Here is a 17993-nt window from a genome sequence, read left to right on the forward strand (position 1 = left end):
ACCACCCCCCCCAACCCCCCCCCCCCCCCCTCCCCTCCCCCCCCCCCCCCCCCCCCCTCCCCCCCCCCTCCCCCCTCTCCCCCCCCCCCCCCCCCCCCCTCCCCCCCCCACGGCGGCTGGAGGGATCCTAGGCGGGCCGGGTGAGCCGCTCGAGGACCTCGACGGCCCGCTCGGCGCTCTCGTGCGGGACGAACAGGTGGTCGTGGTGGAAGGCCGCGACCACGTTGCAGCTGATCCCCGCGTCGGCCAGCGCCCGCGCGACGGCTGCCGTGAGCCCCACCGCGGCGAGGGAGGAGTGGATGCGCAGGGTGATCCACCCGGCGACGTAGTCGTAGGGCAGACCGCTGCGGTCCGCCTCCTCCTTGCGGGCGACGATCGTCAGCCCCTCGTCCTCGAGGGCCGTCACCACCGGTACGACTCCCTCGGGCACGACATGGTCGGCGACGGTGCTGAACACGTATGCGCCACTGTGCAGTTCGGGCCGCATGCCAGTCAGCAGGGCGCGCAGGTCGGTCTCTCCGGACATGGGCATTCTCCATCGGTTACAGAAGGTGTGAATGTGCGATTGCGGGGACGGGCGCCCGCACACGCCGTGAACGGATGTCGCCGCAGGCGTGAGGGGACAGGCGGATGGCCGCAGATGGCGGCGATCGGGCTAAAGGTGCGGGCAGGACAGCGCCGTTCCAGCAATAGGACGCGGCGCGGCAGTCATGGGAATCGTGAGGAGGCCGACCATCTACGAGGGACGGCAGCGCGAAGCAGGGACATGCTGTGATGCGCGCCGTCTTTGCTCGGCCGGGTACGGCTGCGCGCTCGTCCGGGGCGGAGACACGATTGATCCGCCGCCGGGATTGTACCCCGCTCCGCCGCCCGAGCTTGGGCGGGCCCTGCGCAATTCTGGGTTGTGGCGTCGGGGGCGGAGCTCAGGTGAACGTCAGGTAGGCGCGGGTGAAGCGTTCCAGTGGGTCGCCGTCGAGGTGTCCGGGCCATCGGGTCGCAAACCCCTTGGTGGCGTGCAGAGCGGCTGCGGCTTCCTCTCCTCGCGCCGCTTTGACGAGGGCGTACGCCAGAACGTTGAGGTCGGCCAGAGCGGCTGCGTGGGCGAGGACGCCTTTTCGGGCCGGGCGGGGCGCGGCAAGCAACTGGACATGGCGCTGCAGCTGGTCGATGCGCTCAGCTCCGACTGGGAACGGTCCCGCTATCACGACACCTACCAGGAGAAGGTCCGTGAGCTGGTCACGGCCAAGGCCGAGGGGCAGGAGATCGCGGCGGCAGTCAGCCCGTCCGGGATCTCGTCATCAGCGACTCGGAAGGCCCCTTGCACGGCTGGCGAGCCAGACGGCGGCACGCTGCTTTTCCTCGCGGTTTGCATAGGGGCTGTCGTAACGCGTGATCCACTCCAGGTGTCGCAGGACGTTCTCCGAGCGGTCCGGGTGATGCACCACGAGGACGTTGATGCCGGTCTCGCCCGTCGAGGCGCAGACGTACACGCTGCCGTCCAGAGCCATCATGCCGAAGCCCGGGTGGCCCGAGTGCACGCCCAGGAACGCCGATGCCGCGCCTCGGCCCATGATGTCCCAGCGATCCAGCAGCCGGACGCGGGTCCAGAGTGCCGGTGCATGGCTGCCGCTGTGCATTTGCTGCAGGGCGGCCAGGTGCGAACGGGTGCCCTGCGGAAGCTGCACGAGGAACTCGCGCCGGTGGTCAAAAAGGCCCGAGGAGACCGCAAGGTCGTACCAGTCCGCATTGAGGCGCTCAACCAGCCGCGAGGTGTCGTATCGGTGCGAGAAGCCTCCGGCCACGTCCTCCGCACCGTATCCGCGGACGAACGGCATCGTGCCCGATGGCACAGCGTTGGGGATCACCTCGAGGCCAGCCCGTCGCAGAGGCCGACAGACCTTGCGGTCACGTTCCTGAATACCCATCGACCCATGTTCTATCAGGGCCAACAACCCCCGGGCCCGCCGTTTTCCTCCACCTCCACGTGACCGGCCGGACAGCTCCTAGGACCGGGTCACTCGCTGCGGCCTCGTGAGCAACCCGGCGGACGGCCTGATGGACCGCGAGCAGGGCCCACAGTTCTTGCCGCACGGCTTCGGGATGGCCCCCCGGAGGCCGAGATGGTTCTTGATCTCGTCGAAGGCCAGCTCGATCTCCCAGCGGTGTCGGTAGAGGGGAATCAGCTCCTCCGCCGGGTACTGCTCGGTGTCGAGCAGGGACGTGCCCAGGTGCGCGACCTTGTCGTCTTTGGCGAAGGTAATGACGCGGTAGGTCGTCTCTTTCGGCAGGACCCGGCCTTCGCGGGCGGCCCGCAGGGCGATAGGAATTTCCCTGCTGCATAAGCCCCGGCTGCGCTCCGCTCCGCCGGGCGCGCTTCCCGGCTCCGCTGCGGGCGCCGCTCCTGACTTCGGCCCGCTCCGCCCGCGCTGCGTCGACGCGCGCCCACTGGTGGATAGGGCCGGTGCCAGGGAGTTCGTGACACCAAAGACTTGAGCGGAACAACATGCAGTTGCATCACAGGAATGTCGTTGCCGCCGCTGCTCCTGTCCCAGTCCTCGTTCGTCAGCTGCCTTGGGTGGTGGCAGCCTGGAAGGTGTGGAGTCCGGGCATGGAGTGGCCGGTGTGCGGCAGGTGTGGCAGTCGAGTCATGCGCTGCTGGTGATCCCGATCGTGCTCATCGTGGTGATCACAGTGGTGGACCAGTTGGTCCCGGCGGACATCCATCTGGGTCCGCTGCTGGTCATCGCTCCTGCGATCACGGCCTCGTTCGCCGGCCCATGGCTGACCGGGCTGATCGGGTTCCTGACCGTGGCGGCGCAGTCGTACATCGGCTGGCACTTCGGCGTGCTGACCTCGCGTAACGTGCTGGTACAGATACTCGCTCTGGCAGTGCTGTCAGCGGTGATCGTGTTTTTTTGCGTGGTGCGTGAGCGGTCCCGACGGCAGCTGGCCCAGGTGCGGTCGGTCGCAGAGGCCGCGCAGCACGTCCTGTTGTGGCCGCTGCCGGAGCGGATCGGTCCCCTGCGGATCGCCTGTCTGTACCTGGCCGCCGAGGACGAGGCGCAGATCGGCGGTGACCTCTACGCGGCCACCCGCGTCATCGGTGGTGTGCGCATCATGATCGGCGACGTGCGCGGCAAGGGGCTGTCCGCCATCGGCGAGGCCGCCCTCCTGCTCGGAGCCTTCCGCGAAGCCGCACACCAGCACACCTCCCTGCCCGATCTGGCCGCTGCCCTGGGACGGAGCGTCACCCGCTACCTGGCCGACTTCGAGCCAGCCGAGGAGGCCGGCGAACGCTTCGCCACCGCCTTGCTGCTGGAACTCCCCGACGACGACCCCATCACCCGCATCGTCAGCTGCGGGCACCCCCCGCCCCTGGTGCTCAGCCCTAACAGTTCCCTCACCGTGCCCAGCCTGCACCCCGCGCCACCGCTGGGGATCGGCGAGCTGGGGACAGAGGACTACAAGATCGATGTACTCGCCTTCGAGCCCGGTGACACACTCCTGCTCTATACCGATGGCGTCATCGAAGCTCGCGACGCCGACGGAGACTTCTACCCCTTCGAGACACGGGCCGCCCAGTGGACGGAGACCGGCCCGGAATCGCTGTTGCACCACATCCGGCGCGACCTGCTTACCCACACCCGTGGACGCCTTGACGACGACGCGGCTCTCGTCGCGCTCCGCCGCGAGCCCGACACCGCCCGACACCGCCATCACGGACGCGTCACCCACACAAGCAGGTTCGGCGCAAGCTTCTGAACAGCGACCATGCCGTGGACGTGGCGCAACGCGTGGTCTACCCCGAGCAGGGGCCTGGCCCGGTCGGGTACGTGAACAAGGTGAAGGCCCGCTCGTGGTCGAAGGTCCTGGCCGAGGGAGTCCGGCTCCGAACCATCACTTTCCGAGGGACCGGCCCGGGAAAACCTTGCGATGCAGTCGCGGTGCTCGCGGCTGATCCGAGGGTCATCGACCACATGCTTTCCCCACGGCCCATCGGACTGCCCCCCAGTCTTCCTGCGAAGCCACTGACCTCGGCCTCCCGAGCTGGTACTCGCGCTCGCGAGGGCATTCCTTTTCTCGCGGACAGTACGGGGAACGGCTACCAGCGGGCCGTGTCAACGGTTCCTGAATTTTGACCCCCGGGGAGCCCGGAACATTGACCCCCAGTGGGTTGATCAGTCGCGGCGCGCGCGGTTCTCCTTGGCGAGGAGTTCGCCTCGCCGGCAGGTGCGGTAGGAGTCGCCGGTGAGGGTGAGGACCTCGGCGTGGTGAACCAGGCGGCCGATCATCGCGGCGGCCACGAGGTCGTCGGAGAAGGTCTCTCCCCAGCGCCCGAAGGGCAGGTTCGAGGTCACCATGACGGAGCCCTGCTCGTAGCGGGACGCGATGAGCTGGAGGAACAGGTTCGCCGCGTCCTGATCGAACGTGATGTAGCCCACCTCGTCAATGGTGATCAGCTTGTAACGGCGGATCTTCTTCAACTCGGCTTCGAGTCGGCCAGCCTGGTGGGCCAGCGTGGCCCGGCCTCGTCCAGACGGGAGCCAACCACATCGCCTTCACCGAGCCCGGCAACACCCCGCGGCGAGACGGGACAACCACCCTGGCGAGCGACGTCGTACCAACCATCAGGCGACCTGTGGCTGAAGCCGCCAGTGGCAAGCGGCGGCCGCAGACTTCCGTGGTGGGCTGGCCACAGGCCCTGTCGCCAGTCTCTGAAACATGGCCCTCAGCCAGTTCCTGAAAACTGACCCCTCTGATCATCCTGCGCGGCTCTATCGCGGCTCACAGCCGCGCAGGATGGACGCGATCAGGTCGTCCAGGCCGTGCTCGGCCAACTCCGGAGGCAGTACGCCGCTCACCGTCAGGCCGGCGTAGCCGTGCAGCGCCGCGAAGACCGGTAGCGCAACACGCTCCAGCTGCCCCTCGCGCACTTCGCCGCGGCGTTGCCCGTCGCCGATCAGCTCCAGCAGGTGCTCGGACCACCGGTGGGCGGTCGCGCCCACCGCCTCCGACGCCTCCGGGCTGTGCTTGACCGAGAACATCAGGTCGAGCAGTGCGGCGTTGGCCACGGCGAAGCCCACGTAGGCGCGGGCCGCAGCATCCAGCCGGTCGGCGAACGCCTCACCAGCGCCTTCCTGCGAGGCTGCGATGGCCTCGGCGAGTCGCTCGAACCCGGTCAGTGCCAGGGCGTCCAGCAGTGCCTGCTTGGACTTGAAGTGGCGGCTCGGTGCGGCGGGGCTCACCCCGATTTCGCGGGCCAGCTCCCGCAGGGACAGTGCGCCCGATCCCTTCTCGCGCAACGTCTGCTCGGCCCGTGCGAGGAGCGCGGCGGGGAGGTCTCCGTGGTGGTAGGGGCGGTTCGTCATGCCCTCAGCCTAGCCGTGTGTGAGCGACGCCCACATTGTTAATGTTGCATACATTGTGAGCAGTGCATACATTGGGGTCATGGCAAACACCACGCACACCCAGCCCTGGAACATCACCGACATCCCCGACCAGACCGGCCGCACCGCCGTCGTGACCGGCGCCAACAGCGGCCTCGGTCTCGCCACCGCCACGGCCCTGGCCGGCGCGGGCGCGCACGTCGTCCTCGCCGTACGGGACACCAAGCGCGGCGAGGTCGCGGCCCAGGCCGTGAACGGCAGCGTCGAGGTCCGCCGGCTCGACCTGGCCGACCTCTCCTCCGTGCGCGAGTTCGCCGCCGACTGGCACGGTGACCTGGACCTGCTCATCAACAACGCCGGCGTCATGAACGTCCCCGAGGGCCGCACCAAGGACGGCTTCGAGACGCAGTTCGGCACCAACTACCTGGGGCACTTCGCCCTGACCAACCTGCTGCTGCCACACATCACGGACCGCGTGGTGTCCCTTTCGTCCACTGCACACAAGGCCCCGGGCAGTCCCCGCATCCACTTCGACAACCTCGACCTGACCGGCGAGTACAACCCGATGACCGCCTACAGCCAGTCCAAACTGGCGATGCTGCTGTTCACCCTGGAACTCCAGCGACGGCTCACCGCAACCGGCTCGCCCGTCCGCGCGCTGGCCGCCCACCCCGGCTGGGCCGCCACCAACCTCCAGGGCAACGACGCCAGCACCCTGCGGCGCCTCCTCTTCCGCCTCGGCAACAAGTTCATCGCCCAGGACGGCCAGGCGGGCGCACTTAACCCCCTCTACGCGGCCGTCCAGGACCTGCCCGGCGGCAGCTTCGTCGGCCCCGACGGCATGTTCGAGATGCGCGGCACCCCCGCCCTGGCCGGCCGCTCGGCAGCGGCCAGCGACCCGGCCACCGCCCGCCGCCTGTGGACCGCCTCCGAAGAGCTGACCGGCGTCACCTTCCCGGAGCCGACCGCGGCAGTTCAGCCTTGAAGCCGTGGCCGGCCCGTCGGATCGGCGGTCCTGCGGCGGGACGGGTGGCCGCACTCGGTGGGGCACAGGTCCGGCCAACCGGTGCAGCCGGCGAATGGCCGGGCTGTGTGCCCGCCGCGGCCTCCGGGAGCTCGACGTCGCCGCCGCGATGATCGATGCCTGGTCCACCACGCCGAGCTCCTCACCCTCACCGGCGACTCCTACCGCACCCGCCAACGGCGCGAACTCCTCGCCAAGGAGAACCGCGCGAGCCGCGATTGATCAACCCAGTGGGGGTCAATTTCCCGGATTCCCAGGGGGTCAAGATTCAGGAACGGTCGACAGGAGCCGGCTCACACATGAAACCGTCACTGAAAGGCTGTTAGCCGGGCCGTCTCATGGGCCATCATGCCGATGAAGAAAGCATCTGCGCCGCCGCACTGATTGAGCGGGCTTGCGGTCGGCACCTGGGCGAGCAGTCCCTGTGCTGGACCACTTCCGTTCGATGTCAGCCCTTGGGCCTGTGGATGATGCGTGCCGTGGTTGGCACACGAGTTGTTGAATGCCGGGGAGTCGATGACGATGATCCCGCCGGCTGCTGCGGGTGTGGCAGCCGCGATCCCGGCTCCGAGGCCCGCTGCTGTGAGGGCGAGCGCTGTGACTGTCCTACGAGGGGTCATGTCGTGGAAACGGTGATCCGCGCGGTTGGTCACCGCTGAAGGCTTGTACAGCGGTGACCAACCGCTGTCCTTCGTTATGCCGTCCCCATCCACGGCCGGCGCCGCCCATTGGAGGCCGAGGGCGGCGCCGGCCGCGTTCGAAGCCGCCTGAGCCGCCCCTGGGGCCCTGGCGGGGGTCTTCTGCCCCGGGGGCAGGGGGTGACGCCGAGGGCCGTCAGGCGCTCGCGCTGTCCCTCGGCGAGGCCAGCAATCGTCATTTACCAGGACCCGTTCTCCCGAAGCTACGGCGAAGTGACAAGTAGCTCTCTGCAGTCACCTCCGAACGGGGCCGGAGGGGCGGGCGGCCTCGCCGCCGCACTGACCGGGAGCGAATCCCTGATTCCGTCCTCGGCAGGGCAAGCATCATGGCGACCACACCCAAGATCCAAGGCTCTAAACACACTCCAGTGCCATGTCACAGATCAGGACCCCCGGGGCGTCGCACCCCAGTACGTGTAACGCCTGGGAAGGGTCTCGCTGACCCTGCGGTTCACCAGTTGTCGGGCGCGCTTTCCACCTACGCGATCGGCAGGCCCTCGCTGCTGCGGCCCCGTGTACGACCCCGTGTTCACCGGACGTACCCGTGCCCCACGCCTCACGCGGGAGTGAAGTCACCGCGTCTCGGACACAGCGGCCGAAGCCACGTGGCTGTGGGCCCTGGACACCATGACCTGCCGCACAACGCCAAGCAAATCATGCAAGCACCTTGACTTTGTAGAGCGGCGCTGTGAGTTGCGAGGGGGTCAGGTCGGCTCCGCCGCATTGGTTGGTGGGGTTGCTGATGGGGAGCCCTGCGAGGTTGCTGTCGGCGGCTCCGGTGCCGTGAGTGGTTGTTCCGCTGGCGCAGAGGGTGCCGAACGCCGGGGAGACGATCGGCAGGAGGCCGCCGGCCGCGGCGGGGGCGGCGGTGAGCCCGACAGTCAGGACGGCAAAGCAGCAGGTGGCGTATGTCCGTTTCATATCGAGAGCAACGATCTCCACAATCAACGGACACGCTTGCCATGCCACATGCCACATGCCACCTGAACGCTCGTCTTAACGGCTCCGCCGAACGCCGCCGAGGCGGCTTTGACTACCTGGCCAACGCAGCGCAAGGCCACGATGGGCCGCGCAAAACGGCTCACGCCGGCGGAGTCGCCGCCTGCAAAGCTGCGTGGGGCGCCGGACACGGTGACCCGCCCGCTGCTGGGCCTTACGCCCACTGCATGCCCAGCTTCCGCAGTGCGTCTGTCCTGTCTGATCAGCGTGCGGCGTCCGGATCGAGGGATTCGGCGTGTCGGAGAAGTCGGCGTTTGCCAGCATGTCCCTGGCGTGGGCCGCCGATTCCTCCCAGGCTCCGTTGGCGGCCCATTTGAAGGCATCGAGGGCGCCGTCGATGTCACCGGCTTTACCCAGGCTGATGCCAAGGTTGATGGCTGCCATGCCACCCTGGACCGGGTGTCCGGTGGTCATGAGGTGGCGGTACGTGCTTCGGGAGGCCGGCCTCGCTGAGCATGACCGCCAGGAAGAAGGTGGCGGCGGGGGAGAGCTGGGGGTGACCGGCGCGGATTGCCCGCTGGTAGGCGTCGTGGGCGTCGTCGTAGTACGCCATCCAGACGGGTGCGGCTCATCGCGGCCGGCATCCCATGGCGAGAGTGGCGACAGCCAGAGCGAGCAGCGCCAGGGCGACCAGTGACAAGTCGACCGCGCGCCACAGCTGGATGAACTTGGCCACGGCGAGGAAAGACAGAATCGTATCCGCACGGCTCGTGTGTTCGATAGTTTGGCCCTGCCGCTTCGCGGAGGACCAGGCCGAGCGGCGCTCAGGGGGAAGCGACAGGGCTGACCCTTCCATGCGTGAGTGGGGTGCACGCCATGCGGAAAGTCACCATGCGGGTAATCCAGGGCGCTGCGGCTGCCGGGCTCGCTCTCGGCGGCGTCGCTGTAGAGACCGGCACGGCGGCCGCGGCGGTCGGGGTCAACACCGACCACTGGCAGGTCGAACACGACTACTGGATCGGCCCGAACGACAACACCAACCGATGCGTGGACGACTCGATCGACCCGAATAGCAAAGACGGCAACCTCCTTCGCGGCTTCCCCTGCTACCAGAACAGCTACAGCGGGGGCTGGCAGAAGTGGCGCGTGATCTCCGTGGACCCCAACGGCTACGCCCAGCTCAAGAACATGAATACTGGCCTGTGCCTGGACGACTCAAACGCCGGGCCGAACGGGACGGAGCTGCTTCGCGGCTACTCCTGCAATGGGGGTAGTTACGACGGCGGCTGGCAGAAGTGGCGGATCGTCAACCGCAATACGGGCACCAGCCCGTCCTACTACCAGCAGGTGCTCCAGAACGCGAACACCGGCCGCTGCCTGGACGACTCCGACGCCGGTAACGGCGGCTCCGACCTGCTGCGCGGCTACCCCTGCAACGGCGGGTCGCAGGACGGCGGCTGGCAGGGCTGGTACATCTTCGACATGGACGCCTGACCCGCGCCGAGCGTGACACAGCAGCGCGTACGGCTCTCGGCCGGGGCGCCGCCTTCACCACCACAGGAACCACCGCCGCTTCGTCGTTCAGGCAGCCGATGACGATGGGGCGCCTAGGGAGTGTTGTGAAAGTGCGTTGGCGGGCGACTAAATCCTGGTAGGCCAGTACAGTCGCGGGCATGGTGAGACCAGTGCTGCGGGCAATCGAGGATGACGGGCGCGTTGTGGACGATCCGACCGAGGACGCCCTGCACGACCTGTTGGCTGATATGAACCTGCGTCACCGGTTCGTGATCCTCAGCAGGCTCGACCTGGAGCCTGTGGATCAGCACGATATGCAGGTCTACCTGAATGACGACATGAGCTACCAGGTGGAGTACCGCGAAGGCAGCGCAGACAAGCACTTCCAGGCTCACGTCCCACGGCCACATGAGATCATCGGCCCAGAGCCGATTGCCAAAGTGATGATGGACTGGGCGCATGATCGCCAGGATTGGCGTGAGGCGATGGCATGGCTTCCGATGCTCTGTTAGAGCACCGTCACAGCCACTCGTTGATCGCTGCGACCAGAACAGTTGCCTCATAGCGGACGGCGGTTTTGTCGTACCGGGTGGCGATGGCCCGGTGGCGCTTGAGGCGGTTGATCCCGCACTCAACAGCGTGCCGCTGCTTGTAGTCGTCCTTGTCAAACTTCGGCGGCCGCCCACCGCACGATCCGCGCTTGAGGCGGTTGCTGACCCGGTCTGCCGGAACCGGGATGGTGGCCTTGATTCCGCGTCTGCGCAGGTAGGAGCGGTTAGCGCGGAAGTCGTACGCCTTGTCGGCCCGGACCCGGTCCGGGCGCTTGCGCGGCCTGCCTGGCCCCAGCCTCGGGACCCGGATGGCTTCCAGCACCGGCTCGAACTGCGGGGAGTCGCCCCGCTGCCCGGCCGTGATCACGACGGACAAGGGCTTTTGCCCCTGCTCGACGGCGAGGTGGATTTTGCTGGTCAGTCCGCCGCGGGAGCGTCCGAGGCCGTGGTCGGCCGGCTCGACGAAGATCCCGCCGGGTGGCTCCTTCTGGAGGTCCCCCTTTTCGCCGCTCCGGCGGCGTGCTGGTGGGCCCGGCAGACGGTGGAGTCGACGTTGACGTCCCAGGTGATCAGGCCCTTCGCGTCCGCCTCGGCCTGGTGCTGGGTGAGGATCCTCGCCCAGGTACCGTCTCGCTGCCAGCGCCGGAACAGGTCATAGACCCGCTCCCACGGCCCATAACGTTCGGGCACGTCCCGCCACGGGGCCACCGGTCCGGGTCCGCCACCGTATGCCGTCTATCAGCTGCCGCCGCGTCCACACCTGCGGTCGACCCGGCTTGATGCCCGTCGGCAGCAACGACTCCAGCCGGGCCCACTGGCCGTTCGTCAGATCCCCACGTCCCACAGGGCATGATCATCAAGGAACAAGATCCACTTTCGCAACAGACCCTAACCCCGTGGCGCGCAACTGCCTGCGAGTCGCCAGGCCCCGGGATGCCTGCTTCCATCTGAAGTCAGGAAACCACCCGTCGTCGTACGCAACAGCCGCCGTCACGAGGAGGAGCAAGAAGTCGCTGCCGCGACGACGGGATGGGGATGCCGCCGCTGCCGTCAGTGGCGGATCAGGCCCGTGCGTTTGACGGTCGCCAGCAGCGGGGTGGTGTCGATGGCGGTGACCCCGTCGAGGGGGCCGACGGTGTCGGTGAGGAAGGTGTACAGGGCGTCGAGGTTCGCGGCGGCGACAGCGACGACCAGGTTGGCGGGACCGGTGGTGGCGGCGCAGAAGCGGACGTGCGGGTGGGTGCTCAGGGTCCGCGCGGTCTCCTGCAACGCACCTGGCTGTACGGCGATCCACAGCAGCGCCTCGGTCTGCGCGCCGAGCAGCGCGAGATCGAGCTCAGTGGCCAGGCGCAAGACCTGGCCCTCCACGAGGGCCTCAAGCCGTCGGCGGGCGGTCAGCGCCGTGGTGCCGGCGCGGCGGGCCAGATCCGTGTAGGTGGCCCGGCCGTCCTCGGTCAGAGCGGCGATCAGCGCGGTGTCGACGTCGACTTGCGTGTACGACGCTGCCGGCGTCTTGAGTAACGCAGGGGCGAGTTCGGCCAGTTCCGCTGGGGAGAGGAGACCGGCGGTCCAGCGGAACGCTGTCGGGAAGACGCGCAGCAGGGTATGGGCGGTCCAGGAGCCGACGGCGTCGGTGGCGGGCAGGTCGCGCAGCAGCAGGTTGTTGCGGGCCTCCGCGCCTTCGGGGAAGAAGATCGTGGAGATCTCGTCGCCGCCGCCGAGGATGTCCACCCAGACGGTGTCGGGGCGGCGGGCCAGTGCCTGGGCGACCTGGCGGATCTTGTTGGGGCGGCAGCGGATGCGCAGGGCGACGGGGATGAGGTGCGGGAAGCGTGCCGGGTTGCGTACGGCGGTGGCGCGCAGGGTGCCGTCGGCGTAGAGCAGCGCGACCCGGCGTACGACGGTGCGCTCGGACAGCCCCAGACAGCGGGCCACCTCGCGCCAGGAGGCACGCGGCGAGGCGACCAGCGCGGCCGCGATCCGCCGATCGGTTTCATCGAGTACCTGTCGCATGATCCGCATGATAGGCCGAGTCTCTGGCGCACTTTCTGCGCACTCGCCTTCAGGTTGGCGGTGAATCCCCGCATCCCTTCTACAACAGTCTCGTCACCGAACGACACGTTCGGATCGGCACCCGCGAGATGAGGGATAAGACGATGACTGATCACGGAGCCGACCTGCTGATCCGCGCCGGCGCGGTGCACACCCTGGTGCCCGGACAGGCCCCGCAGCGGGCAGTGGCCGTGCGCGGCGACCGTATCGCCGCCGTGTCCGCCGACCCCCACGGCCTCGACCACCTGGTGAGCGCGGACACGCGGGTGCACGACCTGCCGGATGCCACCGTGCTGCCCGCCTTCGACGACACCCACACCCACCTGATCTTCGCCGCGCTCGGTGCCCATGACGTCCCCGTCCACCGGGCCCGGAACGTCCCCGAGTTCCTCGACCTGATCCGGCAGCGGGCCGCCGTCACGCCCGAGGGCGAGTGGATCCGCACCACCACCAACTGGCAGGAACTCAACCTGGCCGAGCGCCGCATGCCCACCGCGGCCGAACTCGACACGGCCACCGACCGGCACCCGGTCCTGGTCAAGCGCGGCGGCCACAACGACGTCGTCAACACCTACGCGCTCCGGCTGGCGGGCATCACCGAGGACACCCCCGTACCGCCGGGTGGCACCATCGGGCGCGGCGCCGACGGCAAGCTGGACGGCCGGCTGATCGACAACGCCCTGCACCTGGTGGAGCACCTGGTCCCGGCCCCGGACCGGGCCGAGCGCATCGACGGACTGCGCCTGGCCAGCCGCGACTACGCCGCCACGGGCATCGGGACCGTGCGCGACTGCGCGGTCACCCCTGAGGACTACGCGGTGCTCCTGGCCGCCCGTGTGGCGGGGGCGCTGGGCACCCGGGTGCGGGCGCTGATCTCGGCGCTCGGTCTGACCAGCGCCGCGCAGGTGGAGGATCTGCTCGACGTCATGGAGGAGTGGCGTCACACCTCCGACCCGTGGCTGTCGGTGTGGGGGGTGAAGTTCGGCCTCGACGGCGGCCTGGAGGCCGGGGCCACCGAGGAGCCGTACGCCTGCGACCACGCCTTCTCCGGGATGCTGATCTGGGAACCGGACGCGCTGGTCGAGGCGGTAGAGGCGGTGGTGCGGCGCGGCTGGCGGGTCGGCACGCATGCCTACGGCGACCGCGCGGTCCGCACCCTCCTGGATGTCTACGAGCGCGTCCTTCAGCGCAACCCCGGACTGCCCGCCGGCACGCTGGTGATGGAGCACGGCGGCCTGGCCGGTCCCGAACAGCAGGCCCGTGCCGTCGAGTTGGGCATCCCGGTCACCATCCAGCAGCCACTGCTGCACGACACGGCCGAGGTGGAGGAGGGCTTCTGGGGCCCGGAACGTGTCGCGCGCCTGTTCCCCGCCCGCGGCTGGATCGACCTGGGAGCTCAGGTCAGTGCCGGATCCGACTTTCCCGTCGGCCAGTTCGGTGCCATGCGCTCGGTGTGGGGCATGACCACCCGGCAGACCGTCATCGGCGTCAAGGGCCCCGAGCACGCCATCTCCTACGACGAGGCTCTCACCCTGCACACCGCGGGCGCCGCCCGGCTGACCGGCGAGGAGCACCTGCGCGGCACCCTGACCCCCGGCCGCCTCGCCGACCTCACCGTCTGGGACCGGGACCCCGCCCACTGCCCGAGTGACGCCCTGCGCGACCTGAAGCCCACGCACACCTTCCTCGGCGGACTCCTGGTCACCTCCACCACCGAGCGGTGAACATGCCCCCTCATGACGGCAGGGCCAGTCAATCCACTTTGTTGGGACTGGCCCTGTCGTGGTGGTGCGGGCGCCCGTTGGGATGGTCCTGCTCCGCCGGTGGGCGGGATGTGCAGAGCCTGCCATATCCGCTGCCGAGAGGTGTCGAGACCATGCCGCGTACCCGTTCGTTCGTGCAGGTCGATGTGTTCGCCACGAGCCCCTACTCCGGCAATCCGGTCGCGGTCGTTCTGAACGGGACGGACCTGAGCGGGGAGGAGATGCAGCGGCTGGCGCGGTGGACGAATCTGTCCGAGACCACGTTCGTGCTGCCGCCCACCGTCGCGGAGGCGGACTACCGGCTGCGGACCTTCACCCCGGGAGGTGAGCTGCCGTTCGCCGGGCACCCCACCCTCGGCTCGGCGCGTGCCTGGCTGGACGGCGGCGGCACGCCGCAGCATGCCGAGTACCTGGTGCAAGAGTGCGCTGCGGGTCTGGTCACGGTGCGCCGTGGTGAGGACCTGTTGTCCTTCGCCGCTCCGCCCCGGGTGCGACCGGATTGCGGCGACCGCCGGAATCCCGCTCGACGGCACATGGCGCCCACAACCGGAAGCCGAATAGCCGCGCCCGAGAAATGCACGCGGTACGGCTGCCGGACACCACATCAACACGCTGACTTGCCAAGGAAGACGAAGCCGACTGGGTATAGGTGGTCGTCGATGGGGTCGTCGATGCCGGTGACGTGCATGCCGCGATGGACGATGAAGCCGTTCTCCACCGCGTCCTCGCCGGGCGTCCAGAGCCGTTCGGCGGGGTGCATGGTGCCGTCGTCGCCCTCGCTGGTCACGGGGTCGTACAGGCCGGGGGTCGTCATGCGCTCGCTCCGGTGCTGGTGTCGGCCGCCTTGAGGACGCGCGGGAGATGGACGTGGAGGTGTTCGACGTCGACCTGGCGACCGCGGGCACGCAGTTCGCGGGCCAGGAGTTCGGTGAGTCCGGATGCCCTGTGCCTGCCGCCTGCACATCCGATGGCGATGCGGCCGGGGGCGGCGGGCAGGTCGGCGTAGTCGGCGAGGTTGGCGAGCAGCTCGAGGGCGCCGGGCGTTGCGAGGACGACGTCCTGGACGCGGGGGTTGAGGCCGTCGAGGTCGAGGATGGCGCGGGCGGCGGCCGGGTCGCGGAGCCGGTCGCGGACGTCTTCGATCCGGTCGGCGGCGGGCGGGACGGGAGAGCTGTCCGGGCCGGTGGGCAGGTGCAGGTAGCCGAACGAGATCAGGCGGATCGGGTGCAAGGGTGCCTCCTGCTCGGGCGTGAAGGGCGGGAACGTGCGGAGCGCCGCGCCCGGCCGGGAAGGGCGGGGCGCGGCGCTCCGGAGTGGTGCTACTCGGTGGTGGTGTCGGTGACCACGAGGAACTGGTCAGTGCGCAGGTCCATCACGACCTGAGCGTTGGGGCCTTGGGCGCGCTGGTTGGCGGCGTACTCTTCGGCCGGCCAGGAGCCGCGGGGGCTTCCGGCGGGGAACCGCTCCAGGACCGTGCGGGCCTGCGGGCTGGTGGTGGCCATCAGGCGTCACCGCCGTTCACGCGCTCGTGGATGTCGATGAGGGTGGCGATGGCGTCGGGGGTGTCCGCCTCGCCGACCCACTGCCCGAGCGCGGTGAAGAGGGGCACCTTCTCGCGGTCGGCGTCGAAGATGACGCAGTAGTCGCCGTAGCGGTCCATCACCATGTCCCGTAGGACCGGGATGAGCCCGGTGTCCAGGACCTCCAGGGCGTCGACGGTGAGCCGGGCGGGCTCGCCGGGCGCCGGCGGCTGGACCAGGGTGCCGGTGACGCGCAGCAGGTCGCCGGGCTGGATGCGGTTCAGCAGCTCGTGGGTGATCCGGGGGTCGCCGCTGGTGCAGGTGACGACCGTGTCGGGGGCGTCGTCGGGGAGCGCGTCGATGTCGGCGGGCCGGACGATCAGGTCGAAGGTGGCGGTCCCGGTGCACGGGCCGGGGGCGGGTATCGCGTCGACCCAGCCGTCGACGGCGCAATGCTTGGTGTCCATCAGGTGGCCTCCGCCAGGGGCTTGGTGGGGCGAGGGGAGCGGGGTCGGGTGGTGCGCTGTGCGATGTCCAGCAGCTCGCGGTTGCGCCGCTGCTGGGCGGGCGTGAGCGGGCGTGCCTTCGCGCCGTGGCGGTGCCAGAGCGGGGAGGCCGGCGGCTCGGGGTAGGCGAAGGCGTGGTCGACGTCGCGGTCGGTGCTGCTCATGGAGGTCCTCCAGGTGGAGGTCAGGCGTGGTCGCCTTGGCCCTTGGACTTGGGCTTCGGCGCGAGGTCGGAGGCGAACCGCCCTCGGCGGGCCTCCACGGGGTTGGCGGTGATCCAGCCCTCCGCGCATGCCTTGTGCACGGGCTCGCCGGAGTGGGAGCGCATGGGCGTGGGCGGGCCGCACAGCGTGCAGGGGAGGTCCTGCCAGCGGTCGAAGTGCTGGCCGTCGCGCCAGACGAGAAACTCGCCGGGAGCCGGGATCAGGCCCGGCTCGAACGGCGGCTTCTCCTCCTTCGTGCGTCCCGGGCGGGTCACGGCCGGAAGGCGGGCAGCTGCTGGAACACGCGATCCAGCAGGTCCTCGGTCGGCTTCCAGGGCCCGAGCTGCCCGGCGGCGGGGACCGGTAGCGGCAGCTCCTGGACGTCCTTCAGGACCAGGTGCCAGGCGCCCGGGTGCGCCCACGGCGTGCAGGGCTCGGAGCCCTCGGGGTCCTGGTGGCAGTCGACCAGGCGCGCGATACCGATCACGGCTCCGGTGGTCAGCTCCCGGCAGCGGATCGTGCGGGCGATCAGCGGGACGCGCAGGGCAAGCCGGTCGATCCGCTGGCTTGCGTGCAGGAGGATCCAGCCGCGCCAGCTCCATGGCCTGGGTCGGTTCTCGATGCCCTTGGCGCCGGTCAGGATGCAGGTGGCGTGCGGCTGCTGGACGCTGATGCCGCGGATCCAGTCGCCCTGCGGGAGGGGCGTGCTCATGCGGCTCGCCCCCATACGGCCGTTCCCGGGCGCCCGGCACGGCGGCCGTTGACGGACGGCACCGTGGTGTGCGCGGGCGAGGCGATGGCCGCGCGGCCCGAGTGCTTGCCGTCGTACAGGGCGGCGTCGGCGGCCCGCTGCAGCACGGTCAGGTCGCGGGAGCCGACCGTGGCCGGGGTCGCGGCGCCGACCGAGGCGGCCACGTCGACGGTGCGGCCGTCCTCGAGGACGACGGGGGTGTGCAGCATGCGGACCAGCTGCGCGAGGCGCTGCTCCAGGCGTGTGGCGGGCAGCTCCAGGACGACGGCGAACTCGTCGCCGCCGAGGCGGCCGACGGTGGCGCGCGGGCCCGCCCACGCGTTGAGCCGGGCGGCGGTCGCGGCCAGGACGGCGTCCCCGGCCGGGTGCCCGAAGTCGTCGTTCACTGCCTTGAAGTGGTCCTGGTCGACGATGACTACGGCCGTGTCGTCGCCGTGGCGGGCCAGGAGCCGGTGGGCGCGGGCGGTGTAGGCGTCGCGGCGCAGCAGGCCGGTCAGCGGGTCCTTCCGCGTGGCGGCGAGCCGCTTGTGCAGTGCGACGGCGTGCACCGCCCAGCCGGTCAACGGCACGGCGGCGGTCGTCAGTAAGAGGGTGCGCTGGCCGATCCGGCCCTGAACGCGCAGGAGGGACGACATACTTGGGTTCTCCGTCTCGTCTCGTGCGGGATGGATGGGCCCGGGGCAGCCGACGAAGCCGCCAAGCAAGTGCGGCTGCCCCGGGGCGGAGCTACAGCGCGAAGTCGCTGCGGGTCGTCCAGCTGACGGGGTTGCTCCAGAGGCCGGCCTTCGCGGCGGGCCACTCCATCTGCCAGCCGGGCCGAAGCCCGCGCGCTCCCCAGCTGTCCGGCTGCTTGCCGGGGATCTCGAGTCCGGCCGGGTGCGCGGCGAGCGCGGCGTCGTACACCTCGTGCGCGCGGCGCAGGGCCGCGGCGGGGGAGTCCGCGACGCCAGTGAAGACGTGCACACCTGTGACTGAGCGCGTTACTCGGCCACTGTGCTCTTCAGCTGGCCGCTCTGAGCACGACGTGGGGCCGGCGGGCGGGGACAGCCTGGTTGTCGGTGTCCGAGGGCAGACTCCCAGCAGC

At 69.7% G+C, this 17993-nt stretch carries 23 protein-coding genes, 3 pseudogenes and 1 riboswitch; of the genes and pseudogenes, 7 read left to right on the forward strand and 19 right to left on the reverse strand.

Annotated elements, in window-relative coordinates; genetic code table 11:
* Positions 1-127: 127 nt before the first annotated feature.
* From ACZ5CZ_RS36400 to ACZ5CZ_RS36415, 4 genes are all read right to left on the reverse strand, one after another.
* Positions 128-526, reverse strand: coding sequence for an ACT domain-containing protein (locus tag ACZ5CZ_RS36400; protein WP_468949027.1), 399 nt, complete (start codon positions 524-526; stop codon positions 128-130).
* A 249-nt stretch (positions 527-775) separates the two neighbouring features.
* A riboswitch (guanidine-III (ykkC-III) riboswitch) is annotated at positions 776-847 on the reverse strand.
* 76 nt (positions 848-923) lie between these two features.
* Positions 924-1142 carry a hypothetical protein gene (locus tag ACZ5CZ_RS36405; protein ID WP_468949029.1) on the reverse strand — a complete coding sequence of 73 codons (219 nt, stop codon included), beginning with the start codon at positions 1140-1142 and terminating at the stop codon, positions 924-926.
* Positions 1143-1298: 156 nt separating this feature from the next.
* On the reverse strand, positions 1299-1925 hold the full coding sequence (locus ACZ5CZ_RS36410) for a hypothetical protein (RefSeq protein ID WP_468949030.1): 627 nt from the start codon (positions 1923-1925) through the stop codon (positions 1299-1301).
* Between the two features lie 78 nt (positions 1926-2003).
* A complete protein-coding gene (locus ACZ5CZ_RS36415) occupies positions 2004-2228 on the reverse strand; it encodes a transposase (RefSeq protein ID WP_385848113.1) in 225 nt (74 codons plus the stop codon).
* On the opposite strand from ACZ5CZ_RS36415, the gene ACZ5CZ_RS36420 reads away from it, so the two are divergent.
* Positions 2121-2342 (forward strand): hypothetical protein, encoded by a 222-nt coding sequence (locus tag ACZ5CZ_RS36420; RefSeq protein WP_385848104.1) that lies wholly within the window; start codon positions 2121-2123, stop codon positions 2340-2342. The genes ACZ5CZ_RS36415 and ACZ5CZ_RS36420 overlap by 108 nt on opposite strands.
* Before the next feature lie 280 nt (positions 2343-2622).
* On the forward strand, positions 2623-3762 hold the full coding sequence (locus ACZ5CZ_RS36425; RefSeq protein WP_385848105.1) for a PP2C family protein-serine/threonine phosphatase: 1140 nt from the start codon (positions 2623-2625) through the stop codon (positions 3760-3762).
* A 416-nt stretch (positions 3763-4178) separates the two neighbouring features.
* On the opposite strand, the gene ACZ5CZ_RS36430 is transcribed toward ACZ5CZ_RS36425, so the two are convergent.
* Together ACZ5CZ_RS36430 and ACZ5CZ_RS36435 are read right to left on the reverse strand one after the other, a co-directional pair.
* Positions 4179-4517 (reverse strand): ATP-binding protein, encoded by a 339-nt coding sequence (locus tag ACZ5CZ_RS36430; RefSeq protein ID WP_468949116.1) that lies wholly within the window; start codon positions 4515-4517, stop codon positions 4179-4181.
* 258 nt (positions 4518-4775) lie between these two features.
* On the reverse strand, positions 4776-5369 hold the full coding sequence (locus tag ACZ5CZ_RS36435; protein ID WP_468949033.1) for a TetR/AcrR family transcriptional regulator: 594 nt from the start codon (positions 5367-5369) through the stop codon (positions 4776-4778).
* 79 nt (positions 5370-5448) lie between these two features.
* Between ACZ5CZ_RS36435 and ACZ5CZ_RS36440 the strand changes: the two genes are divergently transcribed.
* Entirely contained in the window at positions 5449-6372 is a 924-nt protein-coding gene (locus tag ACZ5CZ_RS36440) for an oxidoreductase (protein WP_468949035.1), read from the forward strand.
* A 347-nt stretch (positions 6373-6719) separates the two neighbouring features.
* Here ACZ5CZ_RS36440 and ACZ5CZ_RS36445 read toward each other — a convergent pair whose 3' ends face one another.
* Both ACZ5CZ_RS36445 and ACZ5CZ_RS36450 read right to left on the reverse strand, forming a co-directional pair.
* On the reverse strand, positions 6720-7064 hold the full coding sequence (locus ACZ5CZ_RS36445) for a hypothetical protein (protein WP_468949037.1): 345 nt from the start codon (positions 7062-7064) through the stop codon (positions 6720-6722).
* 699 nt (positions 7065-7763) lie between these two features.
* Positions 7764-8087, reverse strand: coding sequence for a hypothetical protein (locus tag ACZ5CZ_RS36450; RefSeq protein ID WP_468949039.1), 324 nt, complete (start codon positions 8085-8087; stop codon positions 7764-7766).
* A gap of 852 nt (positions 8088-8939) precedes the next feature.
* Between ACZ5CZ_RS36450 and ACZ5CZ_RS36455 the strand changes: the two genes are divergently transcribed.
* Positions 8940-9542 carry an RICIN domain-containing protein gene (locus ACZ5CZ_RS36455; protein ID WP_385848199.1) on the forward strand — a complete coding sequence of 201 codons (603 nt, stop codon included), beginning with the start codon at positions 8940-8942 and terminating at the stop codon, positions 9540-9542.
* A gap of 179 nt (positions 9543-9721) precedes the next feature.
* Positions 9722-10075, forward strand: coding sequence for a hypothetical protein (locus ACZ5CZ_RS36460; RefSeq protein ID WP_468949041.1), 354 nt, complete (start codon positions 9722-9724; stop codon positions 10073-10075).
* 7 nt (positions 10076-10082) lie between these two features.
* On the opposite strand, the pseudogene ACZ5CZ_RS36465 reads toward ACZ5CZ_RS36460, so the two are convergent.
* Positions 10083-10958, reverse strand: a pseudogene (locus tag ACZ5CZ_RS36465) (IS5 family transposase).
* Between the two features lie 206 nt (positions 10959-11164).
* Positions 11165-12136 (reverse strand): Lrp/AsnC family transcriptional regulator, encoded by a 972-nt coding sequence (locus ACZ5CZ_RS36470; RefSeq protein ID WP_468949043.1) that lies wholly within the window; start codon positions 12134-12136, stop codon positions 11165-11167.
* 134 nt (positions 12137-12270) lie between these two features.
* On the opposite strand from ACZ5CZ_RS36470, the gene ACZ5CZ_RS36475 reads away from it, so the two are divergent.
* Together ACZ5CZ_RS36475 and ACZ5CZ_RS36480 are read left to right on the forward strand one after the other, a co-directional pair.
* Positions 12271-13890 (forward strand): amidohydrolase, encoded by a 1620-nt coding sequence (locus ACZ5CZ_RS36475; RefSeq protein ID WP_468949045.1) that lies wholly within the window; start codon positions 12271-12273, stop codon positions 13888-13890.
* Between the two features lie 152 nt (positions 13891-14042).
* Positions 14043-14375: pseudogene (locus ACZ5CZ_RS36480) on the forward strand (PhzF family phenazine biosynthesis protein); the annotation flags it as partial.
* Positions 14376-14533: 158 nt separating this feature from the next.
* On the opposite strand, the gene ACZ5CZ_RS36485 reads toward ACZ5CZ_RS36480, so the two are convergent.
* The 9 genes and pseudogenes from ACZ5CZ_RS36485 to ACZ5CZ_RS36525 form a co-directional block, all read right to left on the reverse strand.
* The gene (locus ACZ5CZ_RS36485) at positions 14534-14743 is read right to left on the reverse strand and encodes a hypothetical protein (RefSeq protein WP_468949121.1); all 210 of its coding nucleotides are present in this window, start codon (positions 14741-14743) and stop codon (positions 14534-14536) included.
* The gene (locus ACZ5CZ_RS36490) at positions 14740-15159 is read right to left on the reverse strand and encodes a RapZ C-terminal domain-containing protein (protein WP_468949047.1); all 420 of its coding nucleotides are present in this window, start codon (positions 15157-15159) and stop codon (positions 14740-14742) included. Before ACZ5CZ_RS36490 ends, ACZ5CZ_RS36485 begins: the two co-directional genes overlap by 4 nt.
* Before the next feature lie 89 nt (positions 15160-15248).
* Positions 15249-15431: a hypothetical protein gene (locus ACZ5CZ_RS36495; RefSeq protein ID WP_468949049.1), complete on the reverse strand. Its 183-nt coding sequence runs from the start codon at positions 15429-15431 to the stop codon at positions 15249-15251.
* Positions 15431-15916, reverse strand: coding sequence for a hypothetical protein (locus tag ACZ5CZ_RS36500; protein WP_468949051.1), 486 nt, complete (start codon positions 15914-15916; stop codon positions 15431-15433). The genes ACZ5CZ_RS36495 and ACZ5CZ_RS36500 overlap by 1 nt, the downstream gene beginning before the upstream one ends.
* A complete protein-coding gene (locus tag ACZ5CZ_RS36505) occupies positions 15916-16119 on the reverse strand; it encodes a hypothetical protein (RefSeq protein WP_468949053.1) in 204 nt (67 codons plus the stop codon). The genes ACZ5CZ_RS36500 and ACZ5CZ_RS36505 overlap by 1 nt, the downstream gene beginning before the upstream one ends.
* 20 nt (positions 16120-16139) lie before the next feature.
* Positions 16140-16433, reverse strand: coding sequence for a hypothetical protein (locus tag ACZ5CZ_RS36510; RefSeq protein ID WP_468949055.1), 294 nt, complete (start codon positions 16431-16433; stop codon positions 16140-16142).
* Positions 16430-16870: an ASCH domain-containing protein gene (locus ACZ5CZ_RS36515; protein ID WP_468949056.1), complete on the reverse strand. Its 441-nt coding sequence runs from the start codon at positions 16868-16870 to the stop codon at positions 16430-16432. Before ACZ5CZ_RS36515 ends, ACZ5CZ_RS36510 begins: the two co-directional genes overlap by 4 nt.
* Positions 16867-17544 (reverse strand): GGDEF domain-containing protein, encoded by a 678-nt coding sequence (locus ACZ5CZ_RS36520; protein ID WP_468949058.1) that lies wholly within the window; start codon positions 17542-17544, stop codon positions 16867-16869. The genes ACZ5CZ_RS36515 and ACZ5CZ_RS36520 overlap by 4 nt, the downstream gene beginning before the upstream one ends.
* 91 nt (positions 17545-17635) lie before the next feature.
* Positions 17636-17875 (reverse strand): annotated as a pseudogene (locus ACZ5CZ_RS36525) (hypothetical protein); the annotation flags it as partial.
* Positions 17876-17993 lie beyond the last annotated feature (118 nt).

The organism is Streptomyces sp. NPDC031418 (genome assembly GCF_055581605.1).